At 74.3% G+C, this 25,624-nt stretch carries 30 protein-coding genes; 25 read left to right on the top strand and 5 right to left on the bottom strand.

Features of this window, described 5'->3' with window-relative positions; translation table 11 throughout:
• Positions 1-15: 15 nt before the first annotated feature.
• Entirely contained in the window at positions 16-789 is a 774-nt protein-coding gene (lexA, locus tag ABL57_RS13565) for a transcriptional repressor LexA (RefSeq protein ID WP_047804010.1), read from the bottom strand.
• A gap of 344 nt (positions 790-1,133) precedes the next feature.
• Here lexA and ABL57_RS13560 point away from each other — a divergent pair, with 344 nt between their 5' ends.
• From ABL57_RS13560 to ABL57_RS13525, 9 genes are all read left to right on the top strand, one after another.
• Positions 1,134-1,553, top strand: a complete 420-nt coding sequence (locus tag ABL57_RS13560; protein ID WP_047804009.1) for a LysM peptidoglycan-binding domain-containing protein — start codon at positions 1,134-1,136, stop codon at positions 1,551-1,553.
• Positions 1,554-1,641: 88 nt separating this feature from the next.
• The gene (locus tag ABL57_RS13555; RefSeq protein ID WP_082157444.1) at positions 1,642-2,079 is read left to right on the top strand and encodes a multidrug efflux SMR transporter; all 438 of its coding nucleotides are present in this window, start codon (positions 1,642-1,644) and stop codon (positions 2,077-2,079) included.
• A complete protein-coding gene (locus tag ABL57_RS13550; protein ID WP_047804007.1) occupies positions 2,079-2,399 on the top strand; it encodes a multidrug efflux SMR transporter in 321 nt (106 codons plus the stop codon). The genes ABL57_RS13555 and ABL57_RS13550 overlap by 1 nt, the downstream gene beginning before the upstream one ends.
• 61 nt (positions 2,400-2,460) lie before the next feature.
• On the top strand, positions 2,461-3,564 hold the full coding sequence (locus ABL57_RS13545; RefSeq protein ID WP_047804006.1) for a histidinol-phosphate transaminase: 1,104 nt from the start codon (positions 2,461-2,463) through the stop codon (positions 3,562-3,564).
• 142 nt (positions 3,565-3,706) lie between these two features.
• The gene (gene hisB / locus ABL57_RS13540) at positions 3,707-4,336 is read left to right on the top strand and encodes an imidazoleglycerol-phosphate dehydratase HisB (RefSeq protein WP_047804005.1); all 630 of its coding nucleotides are present in this window, start codon (positions 3,707-3,709) and stop codon (positions 4,334-4,336) included.
• Positions 4,337-4,353: 17 nt separating this feature from the next.
• Positions 4,354-5,118, top strand: coding sequence for an imidazole glycerol phosphate synthase subunit HisH (hisH, locus tag ABL57_RS13535; RefSeq protein ID WP_047804004.1), 765 nt, complete (start codon positions 4,354-4,356; stop codon positions 5,116-5,118).
• Positions 5,115-5,276, top strand: coding sequence for a hypothetical protein (locus tag ABL57_RS22715; protein ID WP_187347231.1), 162 nt, complete (start codon positions 5,115-5,117; stop codon positions 5,274-5,276). Before hisH ends, ABL57_RS22715 begins: the two co-directional genes overlap by 4 nt.
• Before the next feature lie 112 nt (positions 5,277-5,388).
• Positions 5,389-6,141, top strand: a complete 753-nt coding sequence (priA, locus tag ABL57_RS13530; RefSeq protein WP_047804003.1) for a bifunctional 1-(5-phosphoribosyl)-5-((5-phosphoribosylamino)methylideneamino)imidazole-4-carboxamide isomerase/phosphoribosylanthranilate isomerase PriA — start codon at positions 5,389-5,391, stop codon at positions 6,139-6,141.
• The gene (locus ABL57_RS13525; RefSeq protein WP_047804002.1) at positions 6,138-6,992 is read left to right on the top strand and encodes an SseB family protein; all 855 of its coding nucleotides are present in this window, start codon (positions 6,138-6,140) and stop codon (positions 6,990-6,992) included. The genes priA and ABL57_RS13525 overlap by 4 nt, the downstream gene beginning before the upstream one ends.
• A gap of 48 nt (positions 6,993-7,040) precedes the next feature.
• Here the strand turns inward: ABL57_RS13525 and ABL57_RS13520 are convergent, their stop codons facing one another.
• Positions 7,041-7,451 (bottom strand): DUF1844 domain-containing protein, encoded by a 411-nt coding sequence (locus ABL57_RS13520; protein ID WP_047804001.1) that lies wholly within the window; start codon positions 7,449-7,451, stop codon positions 7,041-7,043.
• 84 nt (positions 7,452-7,535) lie between these two features.
• On the opposite strand from ABL57_RS13520, the gene ABL57_RS13515 reads away from it, so the two are divergent.
• The 6 genes from ABL57_RS13515 to ABL57_RS13490 all read left to right on the top strand — a co-directional run bounded on the left by ABL57_RS13515 (position 7,536) and on the right by ABL57_RS13490 (position 11,276).
• Positions 7,536-7,832: a DUF503 domain-containing protein gene (locus ABL57_RS13515; protein WP_047804000.1), complete on the top strand. Its 297-nt coding sequence runs from the start codon at positions 7,536-7,538 to the stop codon at positions 7,830-7,832.
• Positions 7,833-8,146: 314 nt separating this feature from the next.
• Positions 8,147-9,064, top strand: a complete 918-nt coding sequence (infC, locus tag ABL57_RS13510; RefSeq protein ID WP_047803999.1) for a translation initiation factor IF-3 — start codon at positions 8,147-8,149, stop codon at positions 9,062-9,064.
• A 159-nt stretch (positions 9,065-9,223) separates the two neighbouring features.
• Positions 9,224-9,418 (top strand): 50S ribosomal protein L35, encoded by a 195-nt coding sequence (gene rpmI / locus ABL57_RS13505; protein WP_047803998.1) that lies wholly within the window; start codon positions 9,224-9,226, stop codon positions 9,416-9,418.
• 94 nt (positions 9,419-9,512) lie between these two features.
• Entirely contained in the window at positions 9,513-9,902 is a 390-nt protein-coding gene (gene rplT / locus ABL57_RS13500; protein ID WP_047803997.1) for a 50S ribosomal protein L20, read from the top strand.
• A 13-nt stretch (positions 9,903-9,915) separates the two neighbouring features.
• The gene (locus ABL57_RS13495) at positions 9,916-10,827 is read left to right on the top strand and encodes an RNA methyltransferase (protein WP_047803996.1); all 912 of its coding nucleotides are present in this window, start codon (positions 9,916-9,918) and stop codon (positions 10,825-10,827) included.
• A complete protein-coding gene (locus tag ABL57_RS13490) occupies positions 10,824-11,276 on the top strand; it encodes a (deoxy)nucleoside triphosphate pyrophosphohydrolase (protein WP_047804017.1) in 453 nt (150 codons plus the stop codon). The genes ABL57_RS13495 and ABL57_RS13490 overlap by 4 nt, the downstream gene beginning before the upstream one ends.
• Before the next feature lie 193 nt (positions 11,277-11,469).
• On the opposite strand, the gene ABL57_RS13485 is transcribed toward ABL57_RS13490, so the two are convergent.
• Positions 11,470-11,916 (bottom strand): DUF4157 domain-containing protein, encoded by a 447-nt coding sequence (locus ABL57_RS13485; protein WP_047803995.1) that lies wholly within the window; start codon positions 11,914-11,916, stop codon positions 11,470-11,472.
• Positions 11,917-12,109: 193 nt separating this feature from the next.
• Here ABL57_RS13485 and pheS point away from each other — a divergent pair, with 193 nt between their 5' ends.
• The 3 genes from pheS to ABL57_RS13470 all read left to right on the top strand — a co-directional run bounded on the left by pheS (position 12,110) and on the right by ABL57_RS13470 (position 16,542).
• On the top strand, positions 12,110-13,180 hold the full coding sequence (pheS, locus tag ABL57_RS13480; RefSeq protein ID WP_047804016.1) for a phenylalanine--tRNA ligase subunit alpha: 1,071 nt from the start codon (positions 12,110-12,112) through the stop codon (positions 13,178-13,180).
• A 3-nt stretch (positions 13,181-13,183) separates the two neighbouring features.
• Positions 13,184-15,736, top strand: coding sequence for a phenylalanine--tRNA ligase subunit beta (gene pheT / locus ABL57_RS13475; protein ID WP_047803994.1), 2,553 nt, complete (start codon positions 13,184-13,186; stop codon positions 15,734-15,736).
• Positions 15,737-15,927: 191 nt separating this feature from the next.
• Entirely contained in the window at positions 15,928-16,542 is a 615-nt protein-coding gene (locus tag ABL57_RS13470; protein WP_047803993.1) for a hypothetical protein, read from the top strand.
• 21 nt (positions 16,543-16,563) lie between these two features.
• On the opposite strand, the gene ABL57_RS13465 is transcribed toward ABL57_RS13470, so the two are convergent.
• Both ABL57_RS13465 and ABL57_RS13460 read right to left on the bottom strand, forming a co-directional pair.
• Entirely contained in the window at positions 16,564-17,946 is a 1,383-nt protein-coding gene (locus tag ABL57_RS13465) for a M1 family metallopeptidase (protein ID WP_152683400.1), read from the bottom strand.
• A complete protein-coding gene (locus ABL57_RS13460; RefSeq protein ID WP_047803991.1) occupies positions 17,943-18,911 on the bottom strand; it encodes a quinone oxidoreductase in 969 nt (322 codons plus the stop codon). The genes ABL57_RS13465 and ABL57_RS13460 overlap by 4 nt, the downstream gene beginning before the upstream one ends.
• Before the next feature lie 279 nt (positions 18,912-19,190).
• Between ABL57_RS13460 and argC the strand changes: the two genes are divergently transcribed.
• The 7 genes from argC to ABL57_RS13425 all read left to right on the top strand — a co-directional run.
• Positions 19,191-20,240: an N-acetyl-gamma-glutamyl-phosphate reductase gene (gene argC / locus ABL57_RS13455; RefSeq protein WP_047803990.1), complete on the top strand. Its 1,050-nt coding sequence runs from the start codon at positions 19,191-19,193 to the stop codon at positions 20,238-20,240.
• Entirely contained in the window at positions 20,237-21,451 is a 1,215-nt protein-coding gene (gene argJ, locus ABL57_RS13450) for a bifunctional glutamate N-acetyltransferase/amino-acid acetyltransferase ArgJ (protein WP_203225631.1), read from the top strand. Before argC ends, argJ begins: the two co-directional genes overlap by 4 nt.
• A gap of 45 nt (positions 21,452-21,496) precedes the next feature.
• Entirely contained in the window at positions 21,497-22,426 is a 930-nt protein-coding gene (argB, locus tag ABL57_RS13445) for an acetylglutamate kinase (protein WP_047803989.1), read from the top strand.
• Positions 22,423-23,754 carry an acetylornithine transaminase gene (locus ABL57_RS13440; protein ID WP_047803988.1) on the top strand — a complete coding sequence of 444 codons (1,332 nt, stop codon included), beginning with the start codon at positions 22,423-22,425 and terminating at the stop codon, positions 23,752-23,754. Before argB ends, ABL57_RS13440 begins: the two co-directional genes overlap by 4 nt.
• A gap of 8 nt (positions 23,755-23,762) precedes the next feature.
• Positions 23,763-24,731: an ornithine carbamoyltransferase gene (gene argF, locus ABL57_RS13435; RefSeq protein ID WP_369821340.1), complete on the top strand. Its 969-nt coding sequence runs from the start codon at positions 23,763-23,765 to the stop codon at positions 24,729-24,731.
• Positions 24,728-25,222, top strand: a complete 495-nt coding sequence (locus ABL57_RS13430; protein WP_047803986.1) for an arginine repressor — start codon at positions 24,728-24,730, stop codon at positions 25,220-25,222. Before argF ends, ABL57_RS13430 begins: the two co-directional genes overlap by 4 nt.
• Positions 25,223-25,359: 137 nt before the next feature.
• A partial coding sequence (locus ABL57_RS13425; RefSeq protein WP_047803985.1) for an AMP-binding protein occupies positions 25,360-25,624 on the top strand: 265 nt, incomplete at its 3' end.

Here is a 25,624-nt window from a genome sequence, read left to right as displayed (position 1 = left end):
GCCGGACAGCGGCTCTCAGAGGCTGCGCAGCACCGAGACGACCTTGCCCATCACCGTGGCGTGGTCCCCGAGGATGGGCTCGTAGCGGGTGTTCTGCGGCAGCAGCCAGGTGTGCCCGTCGCGCTGGCGGAAGGTCTTCACCGTGGCCTCGTCGTCGAGCAGGGCGGCCACGATGTCCCCGTTGTCGGCGGCGCTCTGCCGGCGGACCACGACCCAGTCGCCGTCGCAGATGGCGGCGTCGATCATGGAGTCGCCCTTGACCCGCAGCATGAACAGCTCGCCGTGGCCCACCAGCTGGCGGGGCAGCGCCAGCACGTCCTCCACGTCCTGCTCGGCGGTGATGGGCCCGCCGGCGGCGATGTGGCCCACCAGGGGCACCATCGTCACGTCCGCGGAGGTGGACAGCTCCGCCATGCCGCCCGGTGCACCGGCACGGGGGCCGCGGGGCGCGTCCGCCGGCTCGTGCGGGGCCTCCGGGGTCGCCGGGGCGGCCGCGTCGCGCAGCTGCAGGGGCGTGAGGACCTCCATCGCCCGGGGGCGCTTCGGATCCCGGCGCAGGTAGCCCAGCTTCTCGAGCTGGGAGAGCTGGTGGGTGACGCTGGAGAGGGAGGCCAGGCCCACGAGGTCGCCGATCTCGCGCATCGAGGGCGGATATCCGTGCTCGGCGATGGAGCGCTGGATGGCCTCGAGGATGGTGCGCTGGCGCACGCTGAGACCCCGGCCGCGGGCGCGGCCGCCGGTGCGCCCGGCCCGGGCGCGGGACTCCTCGGGGGTGGGGGGCTGAGCCATGGGAGCGTCGTCCTTTCGCGTCCGGCTGGTGGTGCCTCCGGTGCGCGCCGGCCCCGTTCCGATGTCGGACCCGGGTGCTTCGATGGGTCTCAGCCAGCAGGGAGCCGGGGGAAGTCGGAACGCGTGCCGGCCCGAGGCCCGAACGTGCTCCCAGCCTAGGCGACACGCCGTGTGTCTTCAAACATATGTACGACCCGGTGTCGACAGCCTTCGCAGACGCGTGCTAGACATGGGTCATCGGTATTCGAAAGTATGTTCGATCGCATGCAGGCCCGGACGGGCCGCCGGTCGGACCGGTGTTCGAGATCGCCCGCCCCGTGCGGGAACGTCAAGGAGTTCATGTCATGAGTGCCAGTGCCACCCTCAGCGCCGTCGTCGCGCGCCGCCCCCGGCCCCTCGGCGGCCCGGCCCGCGCGGCCCGCCGGGCCCGCCCGTCGGCAGGGACCTCCCGCGCTCCGCTGGTCCTGACCCGGCGGGGTCGCCTGGTGCTGCTGGGCCTGCCCGTGCTGGCCGGCTCCGCGGCACTGGTCGTGCTCGCCGTGATCTTCCTCGTCCCGTCCACGGCCACGGCCACCAGCGAGCCCGTCACGGGGGCCGGGACGGAGCAGGCCACGGTGCACCCCGGGCAGAGCCTGTGGGACCTGGCCGTGCAGGCCGACCCGGAGCGGGACCCACGGGACGTCATGGACGAGATCGTGGAGCTCAACGACCTCGACAGCTCTCTCCTCCACGCGGGCCAGCTCCTGGAGGTCCCCGCCGCCTGACGGGCCGTCCGTCCCGGCCGGCCGAACGCCGGACCTGCCGCCGGGCACTCCGTCCCGGCGCCGTGCTCCGCGTCGGTAGGGTCGGGGCATGAGCCCTGGAGCCCGCCGTCCGCGTCCCGACCACGGCAGCCCGCCGTCCATCGTGTCCGCCCGTGGTGCCCCGCGGCCTCCCCGGAGCCGGAGGGACACCGTCTGGCCGCTGCTGGGCGCCGCGATCTGCAGCGAGGTGGCCGCCTCGCTGGCCCTGAAGGCCGCCCTGGAACACCTGGGCTGGTACCTGCTCGTCGTCTCCGGCTACAGCGCCGCGTTCGTGTTCCTCGCGGCGGTGCTGCGCCGCGGGCTGCCCGTCGGCGTGGCCTACGGGATCTGGGCGGCCACGGGCGTGACGCTCACCGCCCTCCTGGCGGCCCTGGTCTTCGGGGAGGCCCTGAGCCCGCTGGTGCTCGCCGGCATCGCCCTGGTGGTCGCCGGGGTGCTCTGCGTGGAGGTCGGCGCCCACCGGGCAGCCGGGGACGGCGGCGCCTGATGGCCTGGCTGTACCTGACCGGGGCGATCCTCACCGAGGTCGCCGCCACCCTGTCCCTGCGGGTCGCGGCGCAGGGCCGCCGGCGCTGGTACGCCGCCGTGCTGGCCGGCTACCTGCTCGCGTTCACGCTGCTCGCCCTCGCCCTCCGCCAGGGTCTGGGGCTGGGCGTGGCCTACGGCATCTGGGCCGCGGCGGGCGTGGCGCTCACCGCGGTCGCGGGCCGGCTGCTCTTCGGCGAGCCGCTGAGCCGGCTCATGGTGCTGGGCATCGCGCTCATCATGGGCGGCGTGCTGCTGATCGAGCTCGGCGCCGCCCACTGACCCCTCCACCCCGCTCGAGCCCTCCGCGGGCGGGCGCCGCGGGCAGGTCTAAACTGTTCGGGTGACGCAGAACCTGGACCGACTCAACGCCCTCCCGCTGCGCGACGACCTGCGCGGCAAGGCCCCCTACGGCGCCCCGCAGCTGGACGTCGCCGTGGCGCTCAACACCAACGAGAACACCCACCCGGTCCCGGCGGACGTGCACGCCGCGATCGTGGAGGAGGTCACCGCGGCGGCCCGGACCCTCAACCGGTACCCGGACCGGGAGTTCACGGCCCTGCGCGAGGAGCTCGCCGGATACCTGGGCAACGGGCTGGAGGCCGAGAACCTCTGGGCGGCCAACGGCTCCAACGAGATCCTGCAGCAGGTCCTGCAGGCCTTCGGCGGCCCCGGGCGCTCCCTGCTCACCTTCGTCCCGACCTACTCCATGTACCCCCTGCTGGCCGCGGGCACGCACACCGGTTTCGTGGCGGGGGAACGATCCGCGGACTTCGGGCTCACCGCGGAGTCGGCGGCCGAGCAGGTCCGCCGGCACCGCCCCGACGTCGTCTTCCTCTGCTCGCCCAACAACCCGACGGGCACGGCCCTGGACGAGGACGTCGTCACGGCCGTGTACGAGGCCGGTGAGCCCAACCGGGCCGTCGTGGTCGTGGACGAGGCCTACGCGGAGTTCTCCCACCGGGGCACGGGCACCGCGCTGTCCCTGCTGGCGGGCCGGCCCCGCCTGATCGTCAGCCGCACCATGAGCAAGGCCTTCGCGCTCGCCGGTGCCCGGCTGGGCTACTTCGCCGCGGCTCCCGAGGTCGCCGACGCGATCCGGCTCGTGCGCCTGCCCTACCACCTCTCGGCCGTCACCCAGGCGACCGCCCTGGCCGCCCTGCGCCACTCGGCGGCGCTGCTGGCCAACGTCGAGGACATCAAGCGCCAGCGGGACCGCATCGTCGAGGAGCTGCGTCGGCTCGGGCTCGCACCGGCGGCGTCGGACTCCAACTTCGTGTTCTTCGGCGGGATGCCGGACTCCCGGGCCATGTGGCAGGCGCTGCTCGAGGACGGGGTGCTGGTGCGCGACGTCGGGATCCCCGGCCACCTGCGGGTCACCGCCGGCACGGAGGAGGAGACCACCGCCTTCCTGACCAGCATGGAGCGGATCGTCTCCGCCGGCTGAGGCCCCGCGAACCGGGGCCCTCCGTCCCGGATAGCATGGAGGCAGACAACCACCGGGCCCGACGCGCCGCCCGCCCGGGGCGGCCCGGGCCACCCCGCGGCCCGTCGACGGCCGCGCCGCGCCCGCGAGGAGTTCCACCCGCATGACCGACCAGAGCCCCACCGGCACCCGTGCCCCCCGCCGCGCCTCCCTGGAGCGGCGCACGAGCGAGTCCTCCGTGTCCGTCGAGATCGACCTCGACGGCACGGGCGCGAACGACATCGACACCTCGGTGCCGTTCTACGACCACATGCTCACCGCCCTGTCGAAGCACTCCCTCATCGACATGCGGATCCGGGCCACCGGCGACACCCACATCGACGTCCACCACACGGTCGAGGACACGGCCATCGTCCTCGGGGACGCCCTGCGGCAGGCCCTGGGAGACAAGGCCGGCATCCGCCGCTTCGGCGAGGCCACCGTCCCGCTGGACGAGGCCCTGGCCAACGCCGTGGTGGACATCTCCGGCCGCCCCTACGCGGTGCACACCGGGGAGCCCGAGGGCCAGCAGTACCACCTCATCGGCGGGCACTTCACCGGCTCGATGGTCCAGCACGTCTTCGAGTCCCTCGCCCACCACGCCGGGATCTGCCTGCACATCACGCTGCTGGCCGGCCGGGACCCGCACCACATCGCCGAGGCCCAGTTCAAGGCCCTCGCGCGCGCCCTGCGCCAGGCCGTGGAGCCCGACCCCCGGGTCAGCGGCGTCCCGTCGACCAAGGGCGCCCTGTGAGCGCGGAAGGAGATCGCATGCCGGAGGAGTACACCCGGCCGGAGCGCCCCGCCCGGCCCACCGTCACGGTCCTCGACTACGGCGCGGGCAACGTCCGCTCGGCCGTGCGCGCCCTCGAGGCCGCCGGGGCCGACGTGGTGCTCAGCGCCGACCCCGAGGCCGTCCTGGACGCGGACGGGCTCGTCGTGCCCGGCGTCGGCGCGTTCGCCGCGGTCATGGACGGTCTGCGCTCCGTCGACGGCCTGCGCCTGATCGGCCGCCGCCTCGCCGGCGGGCGCCCCGTGCTGGGCATCTGCGTGGGCCTGCAGGTCCTCTTCGAGTCCGGCGTCGAGCACGGTCAGGAGACCGGGGGCATGGGCGAGTGGCCCGGCGTCGTCGAGCGGCTGAAGGCCGACGTGGTCCCGCACATGGGCTGGAACACCGTCGACCCGCCCGAGGACTCGGTGCTGTTCCGGGGCATCGAGGACGAGCGCTTCTACTTCGTGCACTCCTACGGGGTGCAGGAGTGGGACTTCCCGCAGAACATCCTGAAGATGAAGCCGCCGCAGGTCACCTGGTCCGAGCACGGGGGACGGTTCATCGCCGCCGTGGAGAACGGGGCGCTGTGCGCCACGCAGTTCCACCCGGAGAAGTCCTCCGAGGCCGGCATCCAGCTGCTGCGCAACTGGCTGGGCACCCTCCCTCGGACCGGGCGGCTGGACCACCTCAAGGCCGGTGACCCCCTGGGCGGGGACACCCTGGCCGGGCGCCCGACCCTCCAGCAGGAGGACGACGCCGCGTGAGCGCCGCCGTCGTCGTGATGGTCCTCGGCGCCTTCATCGCCGGCGGCGCCATCTCGTTCCACCGGCAGAAGATGCCGGCCTGGACGGTGGTGGTCCTGGCCCTGGTCGCCGCCGGGCTCATCGGCTACGGCTGGTACTCCTGGTTCCAGGCCCGCTGAGCCCGCCCGTCCCGCACGTCCCCGACCCGGAGCGGCTCCCCGAGCAGCTCCACCACCCGAGCAGCCCCGTCCGGCCCCGCGCCGCCCGGGAGCCCGAGAAGGAAGAGATCCCATGCCCCTGAGCGAGACCCCCCGCCTGCAGCTGCTGCCCGCCGTCGACGTCGCCGACGGCCAGGCCGTGCGCCTGGTCCAGGGCGAGGCCGGCTCCGAGACCGGCTACGGCGACCCCCTGGAGGCCGCGCTCGCCTGGCAGGAGGCCGGCGCGGAGTGGATCCATCTCGTGGACCTCGACGCCGCCTTCGGCCGCGGGGACAACATCGAGGTGCTGCGCCGCGTCGCGGCCGAGCTCGAGCTGAAGGTCGAGATGTCCGGCGGCATCCGGGACGACGCCTCGCTGGAGCGGGCCCTGTCCCTGGACCCGGCCCGGATCAACCTCGGCACCGCCGCCCTCGAGAACCCCGAGTGGACCCGGAAGGTGATCGCCCAGCACGGCGAGGTCATCGCGGTGGGCCTCGACGTGCGCGGCACCACGCTCGCCGCGCGCGGCTGGACCGAGGAGGGCGGTGACCTCTGGGAGGTCCTGGACCGCCTCGAGGAGGACGGCTGCGCCCGGTACGTGGTCACCGACGTCACCAAGGACGGCACCCTGAAAGGGCCCAACCTCGAGCTGCTGAAGGAGGTCGCCACCCGCACGGACAAGCCGGTGGTCGCCTCCGGCGGCATCTCCTCCCTCGACGACCTCGCGGCCCTGCGCACGCTCGTGCCCTCCGGCGTGGAGGGCGCCATCGTAGGCAAGGCCCTCTACGCGGGCCGGTTCACGCTCGGGGAGGCCCTCGACGTGGCGGGCCGTCCGGCGGCGCGGTGACCGAGCGCCGGCTCCCCGCCCACATCGAGGCCCAGCTCGCGAGCGCCGGCGGCACGGAGGACACCGGCGGGCAGGCCTGGGCCGGGCGCAACCTGGGGGAGGGCACCAGCCACACCCACCGGTTCCCCGACGACGACGGCGCCGCCGCCGCGGCGGTCCTCGAGGCGCTCGCCGGCCTGCGGGCCGGCACCGGGGACGAGTCGCAGGTGGTCGCCGCCCTGGCCGGCACCCGGGTGTTCGTGCCGGTCGTGGCCGAGGTGGCCTCCTCGACCGTGACCGCCTCCGGGCACGTGGCCGACAAGGAGGCGGACATGGCGCTCGTGTCCCTGCGGGCGGCCGACGGGCGCCCGGTGCTGCCCGTGTTCACGTCCACCGCGGCCTTGACCGCCTGGCACATCCAGGCCCGGCCCGTGGCCACCGACCTCCGCCGGGCGGCGGTCGCGGCGGTCAAGGACGGCACCCAGCTGCTCGTGCTCGACCCCGGGGCGGACCTGCCCTTCGTGGTGCGCCGGCCGGCGCTCTGGGCGCTGGCCCAGGGCCGGGCCTGGACGCCGTCCTACCGGAGCCCGGCCGTCGCCGAGGCGGTGCGCCGCTGCGCCGAGGGACTGCCCGGAGTGACCTCGGCGGGGACCGCGCCCGGAAGCGGTGTCGCGGCCCGGGCCGCGGACGGGGCGGTGGTCGACGGCGGGGGAGCCGGCCCGGAGCTGGCGGTCGTGCTCTCCCTGCGCGCCGGGCTGGACCGGACGCAGGTGGACGACGTGCTCGCCCGCTTCCAGGCCCGGCTCAGCGTCGAGCCGGCCCTGGCCGAGGACGTGGACTCGATGCAGCTGCGCCTCACGACCGCGGGCTGACCCGGTGTCCCGGATCAGCCCGCGTCGACGTGGTGCTCGGGAGCCCGGTCAGCTCACCGGACCGGTGAACTTCTCGCCCGGCCCCTGCCCCGGGGCGTCCGGGTAGAGGGAGGCCTCGCGGAACGCCAGCTGGAGCGTGCGCAGGCCGTCGCGCAGCGGGGCGGCGTGCTGGGAGCCGATCTCCGGGGCGGCGGCCGTGACGAACCCGGCCAGGGCGGTGATGAGCTTGCGCGCCTCGTCCAGGTCCTTGAGCTCGTCCGCGTCCTCGCCGGCGGCCAGGCCGCACTTCACGGCGGCCGCGCTCATGAGGTGGACGGCGGCGGTCGTGATGACCTCGATGGCGGGGACCTCCGCGATGTCGCGCATCTGCTCGTCGACGGCCTGCACCGTCTCCTGCGGGATGTCCTGGCCGGAGCGGGCGGCGTCGTCGTCGAAGCGGAAGGTGTTCTCGGAAGTCATGGTCCAACTCTGCCACAACGCTCCCGCCCGCCGGGCCTATCCTGCAGGGGAGGCCGGTGCCGGCCGGGGAGGGGCGGGACCGAGGTGTGGATCGGGTGGATCGAGTTCGACCTGCTGCTGGGGGACGTGCACTCCCTCAAGGCCAAGCGGTCGGTGGTGCGGCCCCTCGTGGCCGAGCTGCGCCGCCGCTTCCCGGTGAGCGTCGCGGAGGTCGGTCACCTCGACCTGCACCGCCGGGCCCTGGTGGGGGCCGGTGTCGTCACCGGGGACTCCGCCCACCTGGTCGACGTCCTCGACCAGCTCGAGCGCTTCGTGGCCGCCCGCCCCGAGACGGAGCTGCTCTCGGCGCACCGCGGCCTGCACACGACCGAGGACGAGTGAGGGGTCGGATGGGGACCGGCCGCGCCCCGGTTCCCCAACCCCCGGCCGATGCGCTAGACTGGCGGGCAGTGTGCAAGTGGAGGAAGCTCCCACCCGCGCCGACCACGGTCGCCGGGTTCGCGACGACATCGTCCGCACGACGGCCCGCCGGGTTCCCCGTGCCGGTGCCGTCACGCAGTGCACCACCCCCGGGTGGTGCGCCGATGAGCCTCCGCTTGCCGACCGCAGCGGGGGCTTTTGCCGTTGTGGACCGGACCGAACCATGAGGTCCCCGGAAGCCTCCGGGCGATCACGCAGAACATCAGGAGCACGGCATCAGCGATCCACGCATCAATGACAGAATCCGAGTCCCCGAAGTCCGTCTCGTCGGACCCGCAGGCGAGCAGGTCGGCATCGTCCGCGTCGAGGACGCACTGAGGCTGGCCCGCGAATCGGATCTCGATCTGGTCGAGGTGGCGCCCAACGCCAAGCCGCCGGTGGCCAAGCTCATGGACTTCGGCAAGTACAAGTACGAGGCCGCGGTCAAGGCCCGGGAGTCGCGCAAGAACCAGACGAACACGGTCCTCAAGGAGGTCCGGTTCCGGCTCAAGATCGACACGCACGACTACGAGACCAAGGTCGGCCACGCCAAGCGCTTCCTCGGCGCCGGCGACAAGGTCAAGGCCATGATCCAGTTCCGCGGCCGTGAGCAGCAGCGCCCCGAGATGGGCGTGCGCCTGCTCGAGCGCTTCGCGAACGACGTCGCCGAGGTCGGCGCGGTCGAGTCGAGCCCCCGGGTCGACGGGCGCAACATGGTCATGGTCGTGGGCCCGCTGAAGAACAAGGCCGAGGCCAAGGCCGAGGCGCGCCGCCAGAAGCAGCGCGAGGAGGCCCGGGCCGAGAACGACCGCAAGGCCAAGGAGAAGGTCGACACCTCCTCCGCCGAGCCCGTGACCCAGTCGATCGGGGACGCGTTCCCGGCCGAGCTGCGCGAGCAGGCCGCCCGGACCGAGGAGCCGGCGCAGCAGACCGCGCCGGAGCCCGAGGTGCAGGAGCCCGAGGTGCAGGAGGCGGCCCCCGCCGCGGCCACGGAGCAGGAGGCGGCGCCCGCCGAGGCGGCGCCGCGGCCTGCGGCACCGGCGGCTCCGAAGGCCCCGGCTCCGAAGGCCGCGGCCCCCCAGGCACCGCGCCCGGCGCCCAAGGCTCCGCGGCCCGGCCCGAAGCCGGGCGCCAAGCCCGGTCCCCGGGTCTGAGCGGACAGCAGGACCTTCCGCACGAGCGGAGCAGATCTGACAACGCCCCGTGGGCGCAGCCGGTCCCGGCTGTGCCCGGGGGGCACCGTTGAGGTGCGACGGACGTCGTCGTGCCCTCCGGTGGCCACCACCGGAAGAGACGCAAGGAGAACGGCCCACATGCCGAAGATGAAGACCCACAGCGGGGCGAAGAAGCGCTTCAAGCTCACCGGTACCGGCAAGGTCAAGCGCCAGCAGGCCAACCGCCGCCACTACCTGGAGCACAAGTCCTCCCGCCTGACCCGCCGCCTGGCGTCCGACCAGATCGTCACCCCGGGCGAGGCCAAGGTCATCAAGAAGATGCTGGGCAAGTAACCCCCACCGCATCCGCAGGGGAGCCCGCCTCCCCGCCCCGCACAGATTTGACCTCCCGGCCGACCGGCCGGGACCGAAGTGAAGGAGTACACACGTGGCACGTGTGAAGCGGGCGGTCAACGCCCACAAGAAGCGCCGGGAAATCCTCGAGCAGGCCTCCGGCTACCGCGGCCAGCGCTCGCGCCTGTACCGCAAGGCGAAGGAGCAGGTCACCCACTCGTTCGTCTACAGCTACAACGACCGCCGCAAGCGCAAGGGCGACTTCCGCCGGCTGTGGATCCAGCGCATCAACGCCGCTGCCCGCGCCAACGGCCTGACCTACAACCGCTTCATCCAGGGCCTGAAGGCCGCCGAGGTGGAGGTCGACCGGCGCATGCTCGCCGAGCTGGCCGTCAACGACGCGCAGGCCTTCGCCGGGCTGGTCGAGATCGCCAAGAACGCCCTGCCGGAGGACACCTCCGCGCCGCGCGAAGCCGCAGCCTGACCCCGTCGGAGCTGTGAACCTCACGGAGCGCCTGGCCGACCGGTCGATGTCCAACCCCCGAGCCGATCGGGTGCGGGACGTCGCGGGACTGGCCGGGCGCTCCGCGCGTTCCAAGCGCGGGCTGTTCCTCGCCGAGGGACCGCAGAACGCCCGGGAGGCCCTGGCCCGGCACCTCGAGTCCCCGTGCGTGGACGCCGTCTACGTCACCCAGGACGCCCTGGCCCAGCACCCGGACATCACCGGGCTGCTCGAGCGCGTGGCCGCCGACCGCGCCGTGTTCCTCCGCCTGGTGACCCGGGAGGTGCTCGCGGCGATGAGCGACGCGGTGAGCCCGCAGGGCGTCGTGGTCGTCTGCCGGTCCCTGGACGTGCCGGCGGACGGGATCTTCCGGGCCGCCCCGCAGCTGGTGGCCGTCCTGGCCCGGGTGCAGGACCCGGGCAACGCCGGCACGCTGCTGCGCGCCGCGGACGCCGCGGGAGCCGACGCCCTGGTGCTGAGCACCGGCAGCGTGGACGTGTACAACCCCAAGGCGGTCCGGTCCACCGCCGGGTCCCTCTTCCACCTGCCCGTGGCCGTGGGCGCGGACCTGCCCGAGCTGGTCGGCGCCGCCCGCGCGGCCGGCTGCGGCGTCCTCGCCGCCGACGGCCGCGGCGACGTGGACCTCGACCGGCTCCAGGACCTCTCCGCCGCCCGCGCCGCCGGGGCCCCGGCCGACGACTCCGGCTACGACCTGGCCCGCCCCACCGTGTGGCTGTTCGGCAACGAGGCCCAGGGGCTGTCGGCGGAGGAGAAGGCCCTGGCCGACCACCGCGTGGCCGTGCCGGTGTACGGCCGGGCGGAGTCGCTCAACGTGGGCACCGCGGCCACCGTGTGCCTCTACGCCTCGGCGCGCGCGCAGCGGCGGGCCGGGCGCGCGCGCCGATGACCGCGCCGCTGCCCGCCGCGTTCCGCACCCAGGTGGTGGGCGCCGCCCTGCTGGACGACCCGCACCGTCCCACGGCGTTCCTCGCCGCCCAGCGCGCCTATCCGGCAGGGCTGCGCGGGCTGTGGGAGTTCCCGGGCGGCAAGCAGGAGCCCGGCGAGACCTGCGAGGCCGCCCTGCGCCGCGAGTGCGCCGAGGAGCTGGGGGCACAGGTGGAGCTGCTGGCGGAGGTGCCCGGCCCGCACCCGCAGGGCTGGCCGCTCAAGGAGACGGCGGCGATGCGCGTCTGGACCGGTGTGCTCGCGGCGGGATCGCCCGTCCCCGCGGCCGGGCAGGACCACCTGGCCGTGCGCTGGGTGCCGCTCGGGGACGCCGCCGCCGCGCTGGCGCTGCCCTGGATCCCGGCCGATCTGCCGATCGTGCGGGCGCTGCTGGACCAGCTCACCGACTGACGGGCCGCCGCTCGGGCCGCGCTCGAGCGCCCCGACCTGCCAGGGTTCCCCGACCGGCCACGGTCCCCGGAGCGGCCCCCGCACGCCCTGGTGACCACCCCACGCCCGGGTGACCACGGCATGCCCGAGCGTGACCACGGTTCTCCCGGGACAGAACACCGCACGAGCCCGTGGTCACCCGGGGACGGCGTGGTCAGTTCCGGGCGGATGGGCCGTGCCGGCGGCGGGGCCGGGCGCGGTAGCCGCCGTCGGCCAGGCCCGCCCGCACCTCGAAGAGGTTGTGCGGGGCCGGGTGCCCGCAGCGCAGCACCGACCACCCGGCGGCGGCGCCGTAGAGGGGCAGGAACGGCAGGCCCAGGCACAGGGCGTACTGGCTGGCGTGGCGGGACTCGTGGGCCAGCAGCCGGGGGCGGGCGGCGACGTCGTCGGGCCCGCCGCGGAAGAGGACCACGTTGCCCACGGTGAACGCCCCCGCCCTGGGCAGCCTCGGCCGGTAGCCGAAGCCCAGCAGCAGCCCCTCGGGGCCGCGCACCACGCGCGTGCCGGTGAGCGCGGCCACCAGCAGCCCCAGCGGGGTGGACAGGTTCGTCATGTTCCAGGCCGCGCGCAGACGGGCCCGGCGGCCGGCCGGAGCGCTCATGGGCCCAGACTAGGCCGCAGTCCACCGGGCCGCGACTCCCGTTGGCGGCCGCCGGTGCCCTCCGACCGTGTGCCATAGACTGGGGTCCGCCCGCGATCCGCGCCGATCCGGGCTTTCCCGTGCCACTGGACTCACGGAACGTGAGCCGGCGTGCCCGGACGCCACTGTCCCCGAGCCGAAGAAGCCAGTGCTGATGTCTGAACTGCCACCCGAGACCGCGCCGAGCGGCGCGGTCGACCCGACCGACGAGGCCGCGGTCGCCGCGGCCGTGGAGGCGGCTCTCACCGCCGTCGGAAACGCCCAGGACCTCGACCAGCTCAAGGAGGTCCGGCTCGCCCACGCGGGGGAGCGGTCCCCGCTGGCGCTGGCCAACCGGCAGATCGGCTCGCTCGACAAGACGCAGAAGGCCGCCGCGGGCAAGCTCGTGGGCCAGGCCCGCGGCCGCGTGAACCAGGCGATCGCCGCCCGCACCGCGGTGCTCGAGGAGGAGCGCGACGCCCGGATCCTGGTGGAGGAGGCGGTGGACGTCACCGCCGCCGGCCGCCGCCGGCAGCTGGGCGGACGGCACCCGCTGACGAACCTCATGGAGCGCATCGGCGAGACCTTCGTGGCCATGGGCTGGGAGGTCGCCGACGGGCCCGAGGTCGAGTCCGAGTGGTACAACTTCGACTCCCTGAACTTCAAGCCGGACCACCCCGCCCGGGAGCTGCAGGACACGTTCTTCGTGGACCCGCCCGAGGCCCACCTGGTGCTGCGCACGCACACCTCCCCGGTGCAGATGCGCACGCTGCTGACCCGCGACCTGCCGGTCTACGTCGTCGTCCCCGGGCGCACCTACCGCACCGACGAGCTCGACGCCACGCACACCCCCGTCTTCCACCAGGTCGAGGGCCTGGCCGTGGACAAGGGCCTGTCGATGGCGGACCTCAAGGGCACGCTGGAGCACTTCGCCCGGCAGATGTTCGGCCCGGAGGCGCGGATCCGGCTGCGCCCCAACTACTTCCCGTTCACCGAGCCCTCGGCCGAGCTGGACGTATGGCACCCGAACGCCAAGGGCGGGCCGCGGTGGATCGAGTGGGGCGGCTGCGGCATGGTCCACCCCAACGTGCTGCGCGCCGCCGGCATCGACCCCGAGGTGCACTCGGGCTTCGCGTTCGGCATGGGCATCGAGCGGACCCTGATGTTCCGCAACAACGTCCCGGACATGCACGACATGGTCGAGGGCGACATCCGCTTCAGCGAGCACTTCGGGATGGAGATCTAAGACATGCGAGTTCCTTTGTCATGGCTGCGCGAGCACGCCCCCGTCCCCGCGGACGCCACCGCCGAGGACGTCCTGGCCACCCTGGTGCAGGTCGGCCTCGAGGAGGAGGACGTCCACCGCCCCGCGGACGAGCTGCACGGACCGGTCGTCGTGGGCCAGGTGCTGTCCAAGGAGCCGGAGATCCACTCCAACGGCAAGACCGTCAACTGGTGCACGGTGCGCGTGGTGCCCGAGGGCCAGGAGCAGACGCTGACCGGCAAGGGCATCGACCCCTCCGGGGTGCAGGGCGTGATCTGCGGGGCCCACAACTTCGAGGTCGGGGACAAGGTCGTGGTGACCCTGCCCGGCGCCGTGCTGCCCGGGAACTTCCGGATCTCGGCGCGCAAGACCTACGGGCACACGTCCGCGGGCATGATCGCCTCGGTGCGCGAGCTCGGGATCGGGGAGGACCACGACGGCATCCTGGTGCTCTCGACGCTGGGCCTGGACCCGGAGATCGGCACGGACGCGCTGGAGCTGCTCGGGCTCCACGACGAGGCCGCCGAGATCAACGTGACCCCGGACCGCGGCTACGCCTTCTCCGTGCGCGGGGTGGCCCGCGAGTACTGCCACGCCGTGCACCAGCCCTTCACCGACCCGGCCGAGGCCGTGGCCGCGCGGGTGCCCGCCCCCACCGCGGGCGGCTTTCCCGTGACGGTCGACGACGCCGCCCCCATCCACGGCAACCCCGGGTGCACCCGCTTCGTCGCCCGCACGGTGACCGGCATCGACGCGACCGCCCCCACGCCCCCGTGGATGTCGGCGCGGCTGCGTCTGGCGGGCATCCGCTCGATCTCCCTGCCGGTGGACATCTCCAACTACGTGATGCTCGAGTTCGGTCAGCCGCTGCACTTCTACGACCTGCAGGCCCTGGCCGGGGGCATCACCGTGCGCCGGGCCGCCGCGGGGGAGACCCTCGGCACCCTCGACGGCAAGCAGCGCACCCTCGACCCCGAGGACCTGCTCATCACGGACGGCTCCGGGCCGATCGGCCTGGCCGGGGTCATGGGCGGGGCCACCACCGAGGTCTCCGACGGCACCGCCGACGTCCTCGTGGAGGCGGCCCGCTTCGACGAGGTCTCCGTCGCTCGCACCACCCGCCGGCACCGGCTGCCCTCGGAGGCGTCCAAGCGCTTCGAGCGCGGCGTGGACCCGCAGATCGCCCCGGTTGCCGCCCAGCGGGCCGTGGAGCTGCTCGTGGAACTGGCCGGCGGCACCGCCGGGCCCGAGGTGACGGACGTGGACGCGACCACGGCCCCCGAGCCCATCGAGCTGCCCTGGGACTACGCGGGACGGCGGGTGGGCGTGGACTACACCGCCGAGCAGGTCGTCTCCGTCCTCACCGAGCTCGGCGGCCAGGTCCAGGCCACAGACGAGGGCTGGCGCGTCGTGCCGCCGACGTGGCGCACGGACCTGCTCGCCAAGGAGGACCTCGTCGAGGAGATCGCCCGGCTCGTGGGCTACGACGCGATCCCCTCGCGCCTGCCCGTGGCCCCGCCCGGCCGCGGGCTGACCCCCGAGCAGCAGGCCCGCAAGCGCGTGGCGGACGCGCTCGCCGCCGCGGGACTGACCGAGGTGCTCGCCTACCCGTTCGTCTCCCAGGCCGACAACGAGCTGTGGGGCGCCCCCGAGCCCGGTGCCCCGGTGCTCTCCGTCAAGCTCGCCAACCCGATCAGCGAGGCCCAGGGGATGCTGCGGGTCTCCCTGCTGCCGGGGCTGCTCGAGGTGCTGCGGCGCAACACCTCCCGCGGCTTCCGCGACCTGGCCCTGTACGAGGTCGGCCGCGTCTTCCGGCCCGTGCAGCAGCTGGTCACCCGGACCCTGCCGCCGCTGGGGGCCCACCCGGGCCAGGAGGTGCTGGACGAGCTGGAGACCGGGATCCCGGTCCAGCCGCGCCACCTCGCCGCGGTCTTCGCCGGCCGGGACGCGGCCGAGAGCCCGTGGGTCACCCCGCGCCCGGTCGACTGGCAGGACGCCCTGGACGCCGCCCGGCTCGCCGGTGAGGTCCTGGGCGTGGAGCTGACCGTGCGGCAGGGCACGCACCAGGCCTTCCACCCGGGCCGCACGGCCGTGCTCAGCGCCCCGGACGGGACCCCGCTGGGCTACGCGGGCGAGCTGCACCCGCAGCTGGTGGCCGCCCAGGACCTGCCCGCGCGCACCGTGGCGATGGAGCTGAACCTCAGCTCGCTCATCGACGCGGAGGTCGACGTCGTCCAGGCCCGCCCCATCTCCGGCTATCCGGCCGCCACGCAGGACGTGGCGCTCGTGGTCGAGGAGTCAGTCCCCGCCGCCGCGCTGCGCGCCGCCCTGGAGGAGGGGGCGGGAGAGCTGCTCGAGGACGTCCGCGTCTTCGACGTCTACCGGGGCGCCGGGATCGAGCCGGGCCGGAAGTCGGTGGCCCTCGCGCTGCGCTTCCGGGCCCCGGACCGCACGCTGACCGCGGACGAGGCCTCCGCCGCCCGCGAGGCCGCCGTCGCGGTGGCCGCCGAGCGCCACGGCGCCGTGCTGCGCGGCTGACCCGCCCCGCCGACGCACGGCCCGCTCCCCGCCCCCCAGGAGCGGGCCGTGCGCCGTTGCACGCCCCGCCGGTCACACGTGCGCGGTTCCCGGGGGCGGAGGGGAACTTCGGTACTGTGGCACCGGGTCCCCGACCTCGGCCCGGCGCCGCGGTCGTCCCCCCTTTCCCGACCCCGTTCCAGGAGCCCAGCATGACCGAGGAGACCACCGACCGGCAGGAAGCGTTCTTCGCCTTCGACGACGACGAGCGGGAGCCCGGGCGCTCCCGCCGGCCGATCGCCTGGAAACCCACCGCGGTGGGGCTGCTCGGACTGCTCCTGGGGCTGGTCCTGGCCGTGAGCGGGGCCCTCGCCTGGGACGACTCCCGGAAACTGGCCGGCTACGCGGACCGGTCGTGGGTGATCACCGGGACGTACCAGGACATGACCAACGACCTGCAGACCAAGACGTACAACCCCATCTACCGGGGGGCACTGCCCGCGGACGAGGCGGTCACCGCGCAGCCGTTCGACTCCGGGCTCGCCGATCCGCGTGTCCCGGAGGCGGGGGAGGAGATCGTCTTCCGCGGCACGCAGACCGGCGAGCGGGAGGGCCACTTCCACCAGGAGGCCGACGCCCTGCTCGCCGTCGAGGACGGCACCCTGCAGGTCGTCGAGACCGCCGAGGCCGGCGAGTTCGGGGACGGCATCACCGCCGGGACGATCACGGGCCAGCGGATCCGGGCCGCGCTGCTGCTCCTCGCCGGTCTCGGTGTGGCCGTGGCCGGGGTGTGGTACGCCCGCCGGCTCTACTCCGCCGGGCACTGACCGCCAGGCTCACGGGACGGGTCAGCGCCGGGCGGGGGCGGACAGTGCGGGCAGCTCCGGGCGGAGCAGCCACGCGTCCAGCAGGCCGTCGAGCTCGGCCCAGCGCTGCGGGGGCGCCCAGGAGCGCAGGTGCTCGCGGAAGCCGGCCGTGCTGACCCACCCGTCGCGGTGGGCCGCCACCCAGCCGCGGAGCATGCCCCGGAAGGCCTCCTCGCCCAGCGCCTCGCGCAGGGCGTGGACGGTCAGCGCACCGCGCACGTAGACCACGTCGTCGAACAGGCGCACCTGCCCGGGATCGCCGATCACCAGGTCCTGGCGCATCTTGGACAGGGACCGGTGGGCCTTCTCCGCGTGCCAGCGGGCCGGCTTGTCCCCGGAGGCCTCGGACCAGACCCACTCCGCGTAGGACGCGAAGCCCTCGTTGAGCCAGATGTCCTGCCAGGAGGCGAGCACGAGGCTGTTGCCGAACCACTGGTGGGCCAGCTCGTGGGCCACCAGCCGCTGCTCCTCCCAGTCCGTGCCGAGCTGGTTCTTGCCGAACACGGAGCAGGCGAAGCACTCGAACGGGTCCTCGAGGGACTCGTCCACGACCACCACGGTGTAGCTGGGGAAGGGGTAGGGGCCGAACCACTCCGTGAAGGCCTCGAGCATCCTGCCCTGATCGGCGAAGGTCTTCTCGGCCTTCTTCTGCCGCTTCTTCGAGCACACGAGGTACTGCGGGACCCGGGAGCCGGCGAGCTCGCTGCGCCGGTACGGCCCGATCTGCACGGTGGCCAGGTACGGCGGCAGCGGCACCCGGGACGTGTAGACCCAGTGCCGCTCGCCGTCGCGCTCGGCCACCGACTCCAGCTCGCCGTGCACCACGACCTCGTAGTCGGCGTCGGCGTGCACGCTCACCCGGTAGGTCGCCCGGTGCGAGGGGTGGTCCACGCACGGGAACCAGGTGGAGGAGCCGGTGGGCTGCCCGGCGACGAGCACACCGTCGTCGAGCTCGGCCCAGCCGATCTCGCCCCACGGTCCGTCGAGGGACTCCGGATAGCCCTCGTAGGCCACGGTGAGCACGAAGGACTCCCCGGCGGCGACCGGCCGCGGCAGGGTGAGCACGAGCCGGCTGCCCCGGTGCTGCACGCCGACCTTGCGGGGACCCAGCAGTCCGCCGAGCCCGCCGCCGCTGACGCGGGCGTCGGTCACGGCGAGCTCGGTGAGGTCCAGCTCGATCCGGTCCGTGTCCCGGAGGGCGCGGCAGGTCAGGACCGCCCGGGCCTCCAGACCGTTGTCCTCGACGTCGTAGTCGAGGTCCAGGTCGTAGTGCTCCACGGTGGCCGCGCAGCACCCGACGGACGGGGTGTAGGGGTCCCGGGCGCCGTCCGCCCCGAGGTAGCGGTGCATCGGTGCCGCGCTCACGGGACCAGCAGCAGCTTGCCCTGGGCGGCCCGGGACTGGAGCACCTCGTGGGCCTGCCGGGCCTGCGCCAGCGGGAAGGTCTGCGCGACCCGCACGGTCAGGGAGCCGTCGAGCACCGCGTCGAAGAGCTCGCCGGCGCGCCAGTTGCGCTCCTTCTCGTCGAGCAGGTAGTCGTTGAGCGTGGGCCGGGTGACGTACAGGGAGCCGTGCCGGGCCAGGCCCTGCAGGTCGAACGGGGGCACCTGGCCGGAGGACCCGCCGAAGAGCACCAGCACCCCGCGCTTTCGCAGCGCCCGGAGCGACTCGTCGAAGGTGTCCTTGCCCACGGAGTCGTAGACCACGTCCGCGCCGCGGCCGCCGGTGAGCTCCCGGACCCGCTCGGCGAAGCCCTCGTAGCCGACGAGCGCGTGGTCGGCGCCCAGCGAGCGCGCCGTCTCGGCCTTGTCCTGCGAGCCGACCAGGGCGACGACCGTGGCGCCCAGCGATCTCAGCAGCTGCACCGCCAGACCGCCGACCCCGCCCGCGCCGGCGGTGATCACGGCGACGTCGCCCTCCTGCACGGGGTAGGTGGAGCGGACCAGGTAGTGGGCCGTGAGCCCCTGCAGGGGCAGGGCCGCCGCGACCTCGTCGGAGACCCCGGCGGGCACCCGCAGGGCCTTGTCCGCGTCGACCAGGAAGGCGTCCGCGTACGTCCGGGTGGCCTGCGACGTGGTGACCCGGTCGCCCAGGGCAAAGTGCTCCACCGCGGAGCCGACGCCCGTGACCACGCCCATGCCCTCGGAGCCCGGCGTGAAGGGGTGCTCCACGGGGTAGACGCCCTCCCGCTGGTAGACCTCGATGAAGTTCACCCCCGCGGCGCGGGTCTCGACGAGCAGCTGCTGCGGGCCCGGTTCGAGGTCCGGGCGCTCGCCGAGGGACAGGACCCCGGGACCTCCGGACTGCTCGACCATGACGGAACGGATCATGACGGGTACCTCCTGGACTTCGCGGACGGAACGCCCTCATCGTAGGCACGCAGTCCCCGACGGCACTGCCCCCGCCGGTCCCGCAGGGGTAGCGTGAGCACAGATGGAGCACGGCAGGAGTCGTCATGATCAGAGCTTGCGCCCGGGAGGCGCACACTTCGGGGCCACGCCGTTCCGGAACCAGGATGGACGGCGCCGCGCCGGAGGCCGGCGGTGCTCTCCCCGTCACGGTGCATAATTATTGAAGAGCATGCATAAAATTGAGCTAGAGTGGGCCGTATGACGTTCAGCGCAGCAGTGTCGGGAGCATCCGGGTACGCCGGGGGAGAGGTCCTCAGGATCCTCGCCGGCCACCCGGGGATCGAGATCGGGGCCGTGGGGGCCCATTCCAACGCCGGTCAGCGGCTGGGGGAGCTGCAGCCGCACCTGCACTCCCTGACCGACCGCGTGCTCGTCGACACCACGGTCGAGAACCTCGCCGACCACGACGTCGTCTTCCTCGCCCTGCCGCACGGTGCCTCGGCCGCGATCGCCGCGCAGCTGCCGCCGGAGACCGTGGTGATCGACGCCGGGGCCGATCACCGGCTGGAGTCCGCCGAGGACTGGGACCAGTTCTACGGCTCGGCCCACGCGGGGACCTGGCCCTACGGGCTGCCCGAGCTGATCGTCGACAGGGAGGGCACCCGCCAGCGCGACCAGCTGCGCGGGGCCACGCGCATCGCGGTGCCGGGCTGCTACCCGACCAGTGCCCTGCTGGCCCTGGGGCCGGGCTTCGCGGCCGGGCTCCTGGAGCCCGAGGACGTCGTGATCGTCGCCGCCTCGGGCACCTCCGGCGCGGGCAGGGCCGTCAAGCCGCACCTGCTCGGCTCCGAGGTGATGGGCTCCATGACCCCCTACGGGGTGGGCGGGGCGCACCGGCACACCCCCGAGATCGAACAGAGCCTGTCCCGGGCCGCGGGCGAACGGGTGCGGATCTCCTTCACCCCGACCCTGGCGCCCATGCCGCGGGGCATCCTCACGACCGCGACCGCCCGCGTCGCCGAGGGGGTCACGGCGGCCCAGCTGCGGGAGGCCTGGGAGGGCGCCTACGTGGCGGAGCAGTTCGTGACCGTCCTGCCCGAGGGCTCGTGGCCGGCCACGAAGTCGGTGGCCGGCTCCAACCACGCCCAGCTCCAGCTGGCCCTGGACCCCCGCGCGGGCCGGGTGGTCGTCACCTGCGTCATCGACAACCTCGTCAAGGGCACCGCCGGCGGTGCCGTCCAGTCCATGAACCTCGCCCTCGGTCTGCCGGAGGACACCGGCCTGAACCTCCAAGGAGTCGCACCGTGAGAACGTATCCCTCCCAGCAGCCCGCCGGCACCCTCCAGGTGGACACCGGCCGCGGAGTGACCGCGGCCCAGGGCTTCCGCGCCGCCGGCACCGTCGCCGGGTTCAAGGGTTCCGGCGGCCCCGACCTCGCCCTCGTCGTCAACGACGGACCGCAGCACCACGTCGGGGCGGTCTACACGACCAACCGGATCACGGCCGCCCCCGTGCAGTGGTCCAAGGCCGCGACCGCCGACGGACGGGCCGCCGCGGTGGTCCTCAACTCCGGCGGGGCCAACGCCTGCACCGGGCCGCAGGGCTTCCAGGCCGCCCACCGCACCGCCGAGCTCGTGGGCGAGGCGCTCGGCGTCGGGGCCGGCGACGTGGTGGTGTGCTCGACCGGGCTCATCGGCGTCCAGCTGCCCATGGACGTGATGGAGCGCGGCCTGCCCACGGTCGTCGAGGCCCTGGGCGGCGACGACGGGTCCGGGTCCGCCGCCGCCCGGGCCATCATGACCACCGACTCCGTGTCCAAGCAGGCGGCCTACGTCCGCGACGGGTGGACGGTCGGCGGAATGGCCAAGGGCGCGGGCATGCTCGCCCCCGGGCTGGCCACGATGCTCGTGGTCCTCACCACCGACGCCGAGCTCTCCTCGGACGCCCTGCAGTGGGCCCTCGAGGACGCCGTGAAGGTCACCTTCAACCGCACGGACTCCGACGGCTGCATGTCCACCAACGACACCGTGGTGCTCCTCGGCTCGGGCGCCTCCGGGGTCACCCCGGACGAGTTCGAGTTCAGCCAGGCGGTGACGGCCGTGTGCCACTCGCTGGCGCAGCAGCTCATCACGGACGCCGAGGGCGCCTCCCACGACATCGCGATCACCACGGTCAACGCGGCGACCGAGAAGCAGGCTGAGGACGTGAGCCGCTCGGTGGCCCGCTCCAACCTGTTCAAGGCGGCGATCTTCGGCAACGACCCCAACTGGGGGCGCGTGCTGTCCGCGGTGGGCACCACCGACGCCGCGTTCGACCCCGACAAGCTCGACGTCACCATCAACGGGGTGACCGTGTGCCGCAACGGGGCGATCGGGGACCCCCGGGAGGGCGTGGACCTCGCCGCCGACCGGCGGGTCAGCGTGCTGATCGACCTCAAGGCCGGGGACGCGGACGCGACCGTGTGGACCAACGACCTCACCCACGACTACGTCGAGGAGAACAGCGCCTACTCCAGCTGACCGCCCCACCGCCCACCGTCCCACCGCCCACGGCGCAGGAGAACCATGCCCCACCCGAGTGACCCGACCCGCTACGAGACCGCCCAGCTGAAGGCGAGCACCCTGATGGAGGCCCTGCCCTGGATCCAGCGCTACGCCGGCGCCGTGATGGTCTTCAAGTACGGGGGCAACGCCATGGTCTCCGAGCCGCTGCGCGAGGCCTTCGCCCAGGACATGGTCTTCCTGCGCCACGTCGGCGTCCGGCCGGTGGTCGTGCACGGCGGCGGCCCGCAGATCAACCGGATGCTGGAGCGGCTGGGCATCGCCTCCGAGTTCCGCGGCGGACTGCGGGTGACGTCCCGCGAGGCCGTGGACGCGATCCGGATGGTGCTCACGGGCCAGGTCCAGCGCGAGCTCGTCTCCCTGCTCAACGCCACCGGCCCCTACGCCGTCGGGCTGTCCGGGGAGGACGCCGAGCTCTTCCGCGCGGTGCGCCGGGGCACCGTGGTGGACGGCGCCGAGGTGGACCTGGGCCACGTGGGCGAGGTGGTCGGCGTCAACGCCGAGCCCATCACCCAGCTCCTCGACGCCGGGCGGATCCCGGTGATCTCCTCCGTGGCCCCCGAGGTCGACGACGCCGGCCGGCCGACCGGGGAGATCCTCAACGTCAACGCCGACACCGCGGCGGCCGCGGTCGCCGTGGCCCTGCGCGCGGAGAAGTTCGTGGCGCTCACCGACGTCGAGGGCCTCTACGCGAACTGGCCCGACCGGGACTCCCTCATCGCCTCGCTGTCCGTCTCGGAGCTGCGGGCCATGCTCCCGGGCCTCCAGGCGGGGATGATCCCCAAGATGGAGGCGGCCCTGCGGGCCGTGGAGGGCGGGGCGCGCCGGGCGTCCATCGTGGACGGGCGCAGCCCGCACACGTGCCTGCTCGAGATCTTCACCGACACCGGCATCGGAACCCAGCTCGTCCCCGACCACGGAGCCTCGTCATGACCGCCACCCAGCACGCCACCTCCTGCTACTCCGCGCAGACCGCCCTGCTCGGGGAGTACTCCGACTCGCTGCTCGGCGTCTTCGGCAGCCCCTCCCTCGTGCTCACCCACGGCCACGGCGCGGTGGTCACCGACGCCGACGGCCGGGACTACCTGGACCTGCTGGCGGGCATCGCCGTGAACGCCCTCGGCCACGCCCACCCCCGCTGGGTGGAGATCGTCTCCCGCCAGCTGGCCACGCTGGGCCACGTCTCCAACTTCTTCACCTCGCCGCAGCAGATCGCCCTCGCCGGGAAGCTGCTGTCCCTGGCCGGGGCGCCCACCGGGTCCCACGTGTTCTTCGCGAACTCCGGGACCGAGGCGAACGAGGCCGCGTTCAAGCTCGCCCGGCGGCACGGCCAGGAGCACCCCGGCCCGGACGGCCGGCCCCGCAGCACGGTCCTGGCCCTCGAGTCGGCCTTCCACGGGCGCACGATGGGCGCTCTCGCCCTGACCGCCAAGGAGGCCTACCGGGCGCCCTTCGAGCCGCTGCCCGGCGGGGTGCGGCACATCCCCGCCACGGTCGAGGCCCTCGAGCAGCACCTCGACGGGACGGTCGCCGCGCTCGTCGTGGAGCCGGTGCAGGGCGAGGCGGGTGTGCGCGAGCTGCCCGAGGGCTTCCTCCGGCGCGCCCGGGAGCTGACCCGCCGGCACGGTGCGCTGCTCATCGTGGACGAGGTGCAGACCGGCGTGGGCCGCACCGGCCGGTGGTTCGCCTCCTCGACCGAGCTCACCGGGGACGACCTGCCGGACGCGCTCACCCTGGCCAAGGGGCTGGGCGGGGGCTTCCCGATCGGGGCGATGCTCACCGTGGGCCCCGAGGTCTCGGCGCTGCTGGGCGCCGGCCAGCACGGCACCACCTTCGGCGGCAACCCGCCGGCCACCGCCGCGGGACTGGCCACCGTCACGGTCATCGAGGAGGACGGGCTGCTCGAGCACGCCCGCACGGTCGGCGCCCTGCTCGGCGACGGGCTGCGCGCGGTCCCCGGCGTCGGCGAGGTCCGCCAGCGCGGCCTGCTCATCGGCGCCGACCTCCTCGTCCCCGAGGGCGCCGCCGCCCCGTTCGGGCCCGCCGTGGTCGAGGCCGCCCGGGAGGCCGGGTTCATCGTCAACGCCACCGGCCCCGCGACCCTGCGCCTGGCCCCGCCCCTGATCTTCACGGAGGAGCAGGCGCGCACCTTCCTCGAGGCCCTGCCCGGGATCCTGTCCACCGCCACCACCGCCGTCGCGGCCCCCGCCGCGTCCCCGGCCGGCACCCCTCCGGCCGCCGTCCCAGCGAAAGAAGCATGAAACCGTCCATGACCCCCCGCCACTTCCTCGTCGACACGGACCTCACCCAGCAGGAGCAGTCCGAGGTGCTCGAGCTCGCGCTCGCCCTCAAGGCCGACCGCTGGGCCCACCGCCCCTACGCCGGCCCGCAGACCGTGGCCGTCGTCTTCGACAAGACCTCCACCCGCACCCGGGCCTCCTTCTCCGCCGGGATCGCCGACCTCGGCGGCAACCCCCTGATGATCAACCCGGGGGAGTCCCAGCTGGGCAAGGAGAGCGTGGCCGACACGGCGCGCGTGTTCTCCCGCATGGTCTCCACGATCGTCTGGCGCACCTACGCCCAGTCCGGGCTCGAGGAGATGGCCGCCGCCTCGGACGTGCCGGTGGTCAACGGGCTCTCCGACGCCTACCACCCGTGCCAGATCCTCGCCGACCTGCTCACGGTCCGCGAGCACCGGGGCGACCCCGCCGGGCTGACCTTCGCCTACCTCGGGGACGCCGCCAACAACATGGCCCACTCCTACCTGCTGGGCGGGGCCACGGCCGGCATGCACGTGCGGGTGGCCGGGCCGCAGGGCTACCTGCCGGACCCCGACGTCGTCCGGGCCGCCGAGGAGCGGGCCGCCCGGACCGGCGGGTCGGTGCGGGTGACCACCGACCCGGCCGAGGCGCTCGCCGGCGCGGACGTGGTGTGCACCGACACCTGGGTGTCCATGGGCCAGGAGGCCGAGACCGAGGCCCGGGCCCGGATCTTCAGGCCCTACTGCGTGGACGCCGCCGCCATGGCCCGGGCCGATCCCGGAGCGCTGTTCCTGCACTGCCTGCCCGCCTTCCGGGGGTCGGAGGTCGCCGCGGAGGTCATCGACGGCCCGCAGTCGGTCGTCTGGGACGAGGCCGAGAACCGGCTGCACGCGCAGAAGGCGCTGCTCGTGTGGCTCATGGCCCGGTCCGGGCGCTACGACCTCGGCGCCGCCCGCTCCCCGGGCCTGCCGGCATGAGCATCCCGGCGACCAAGACCGCCCGTCAGGCGCGGATCGTGGCCCTGGTGACCGGCGGCGCCGTCCACTCCCAGGCCGAGCTGGCGGCCCTGCTCTCCCAGGACGGCGTGCAGGTCACGCAGGCCACGCTCTCCCGCGACCTCGTCGAGCTCGGCGCCGTCCGGGTCCGGGACGGGTCCGGCGCCCTCGTCTACGCGGTGCCCCAGGCCGGGGCCGACCGCTCACCCGCCGCCGGGATCACCCAGGAGGTGCTCGACGCGCGGCTGGCGTCCCTGTGCCGGGAGCTGCTCGTCACGGCCGAGGCCAGCGCCAACCTCGTGGTGCTGCGCACCCCGCCGGGGGCCGCCCAGTACTTCGCCTCCGCCATCGACACCTCCGTGCTCCCGGCGGTGCTCGGGACCATCGCCGGCGACGACACGATCATGGTGGTCTGCCGGGAGGCCGACGGGGGCGAGGCCGTGGCCCGCCGGTTCCTGGACCTCGCCGACTGAGCCCCGCCCGCCGGTCCCCGCCCCTGTGCCGGTGGACGGGGTGGACGGACAGGGGAGGCCGGACGCGGACACGGGCCGGGCCCCGTCCGGTGGGGTGCAATGGCCACCACGTCGCCCGCTCCGGAAGGAACCCCGTCATGCCGGACCTGGCGTCCCTGCTCGCCGACACCGCCGCCCGCCACCCGGACCGCCCGGCCGTGGTGCTGGACGACCGCGTCCTCGGCTACGCCGAGCTCGACGCGCTCGCGGCCCGGGCCGCGGGGCTGCTGCACGCCACCGGGGTGCGCGCCGGGGACCGGGTGGCGCTCATCGCACCGAACGTCCCGCAGATGCCGATCGCGTACTACGGGATCCTGCGCGCCGGAGCCGCGGTCGTCCCGCTGAACCCGCTGCTCACCCCCC

Source organism: Kocuria sp. SM24M-10, from assembly GCF_001027955.1.
Taxonomy (GTDB): domain Bacteria; phylum Actinomycetota; class Actinomycetes; order Actinomycetales; family Micrococcaceae; genus Kocuria; species Kocuria oceani.
Note: the sequence above shows the minus strand (reverse complement) of the source record. Positions and strands in the feature narration are given on the sequence as shown.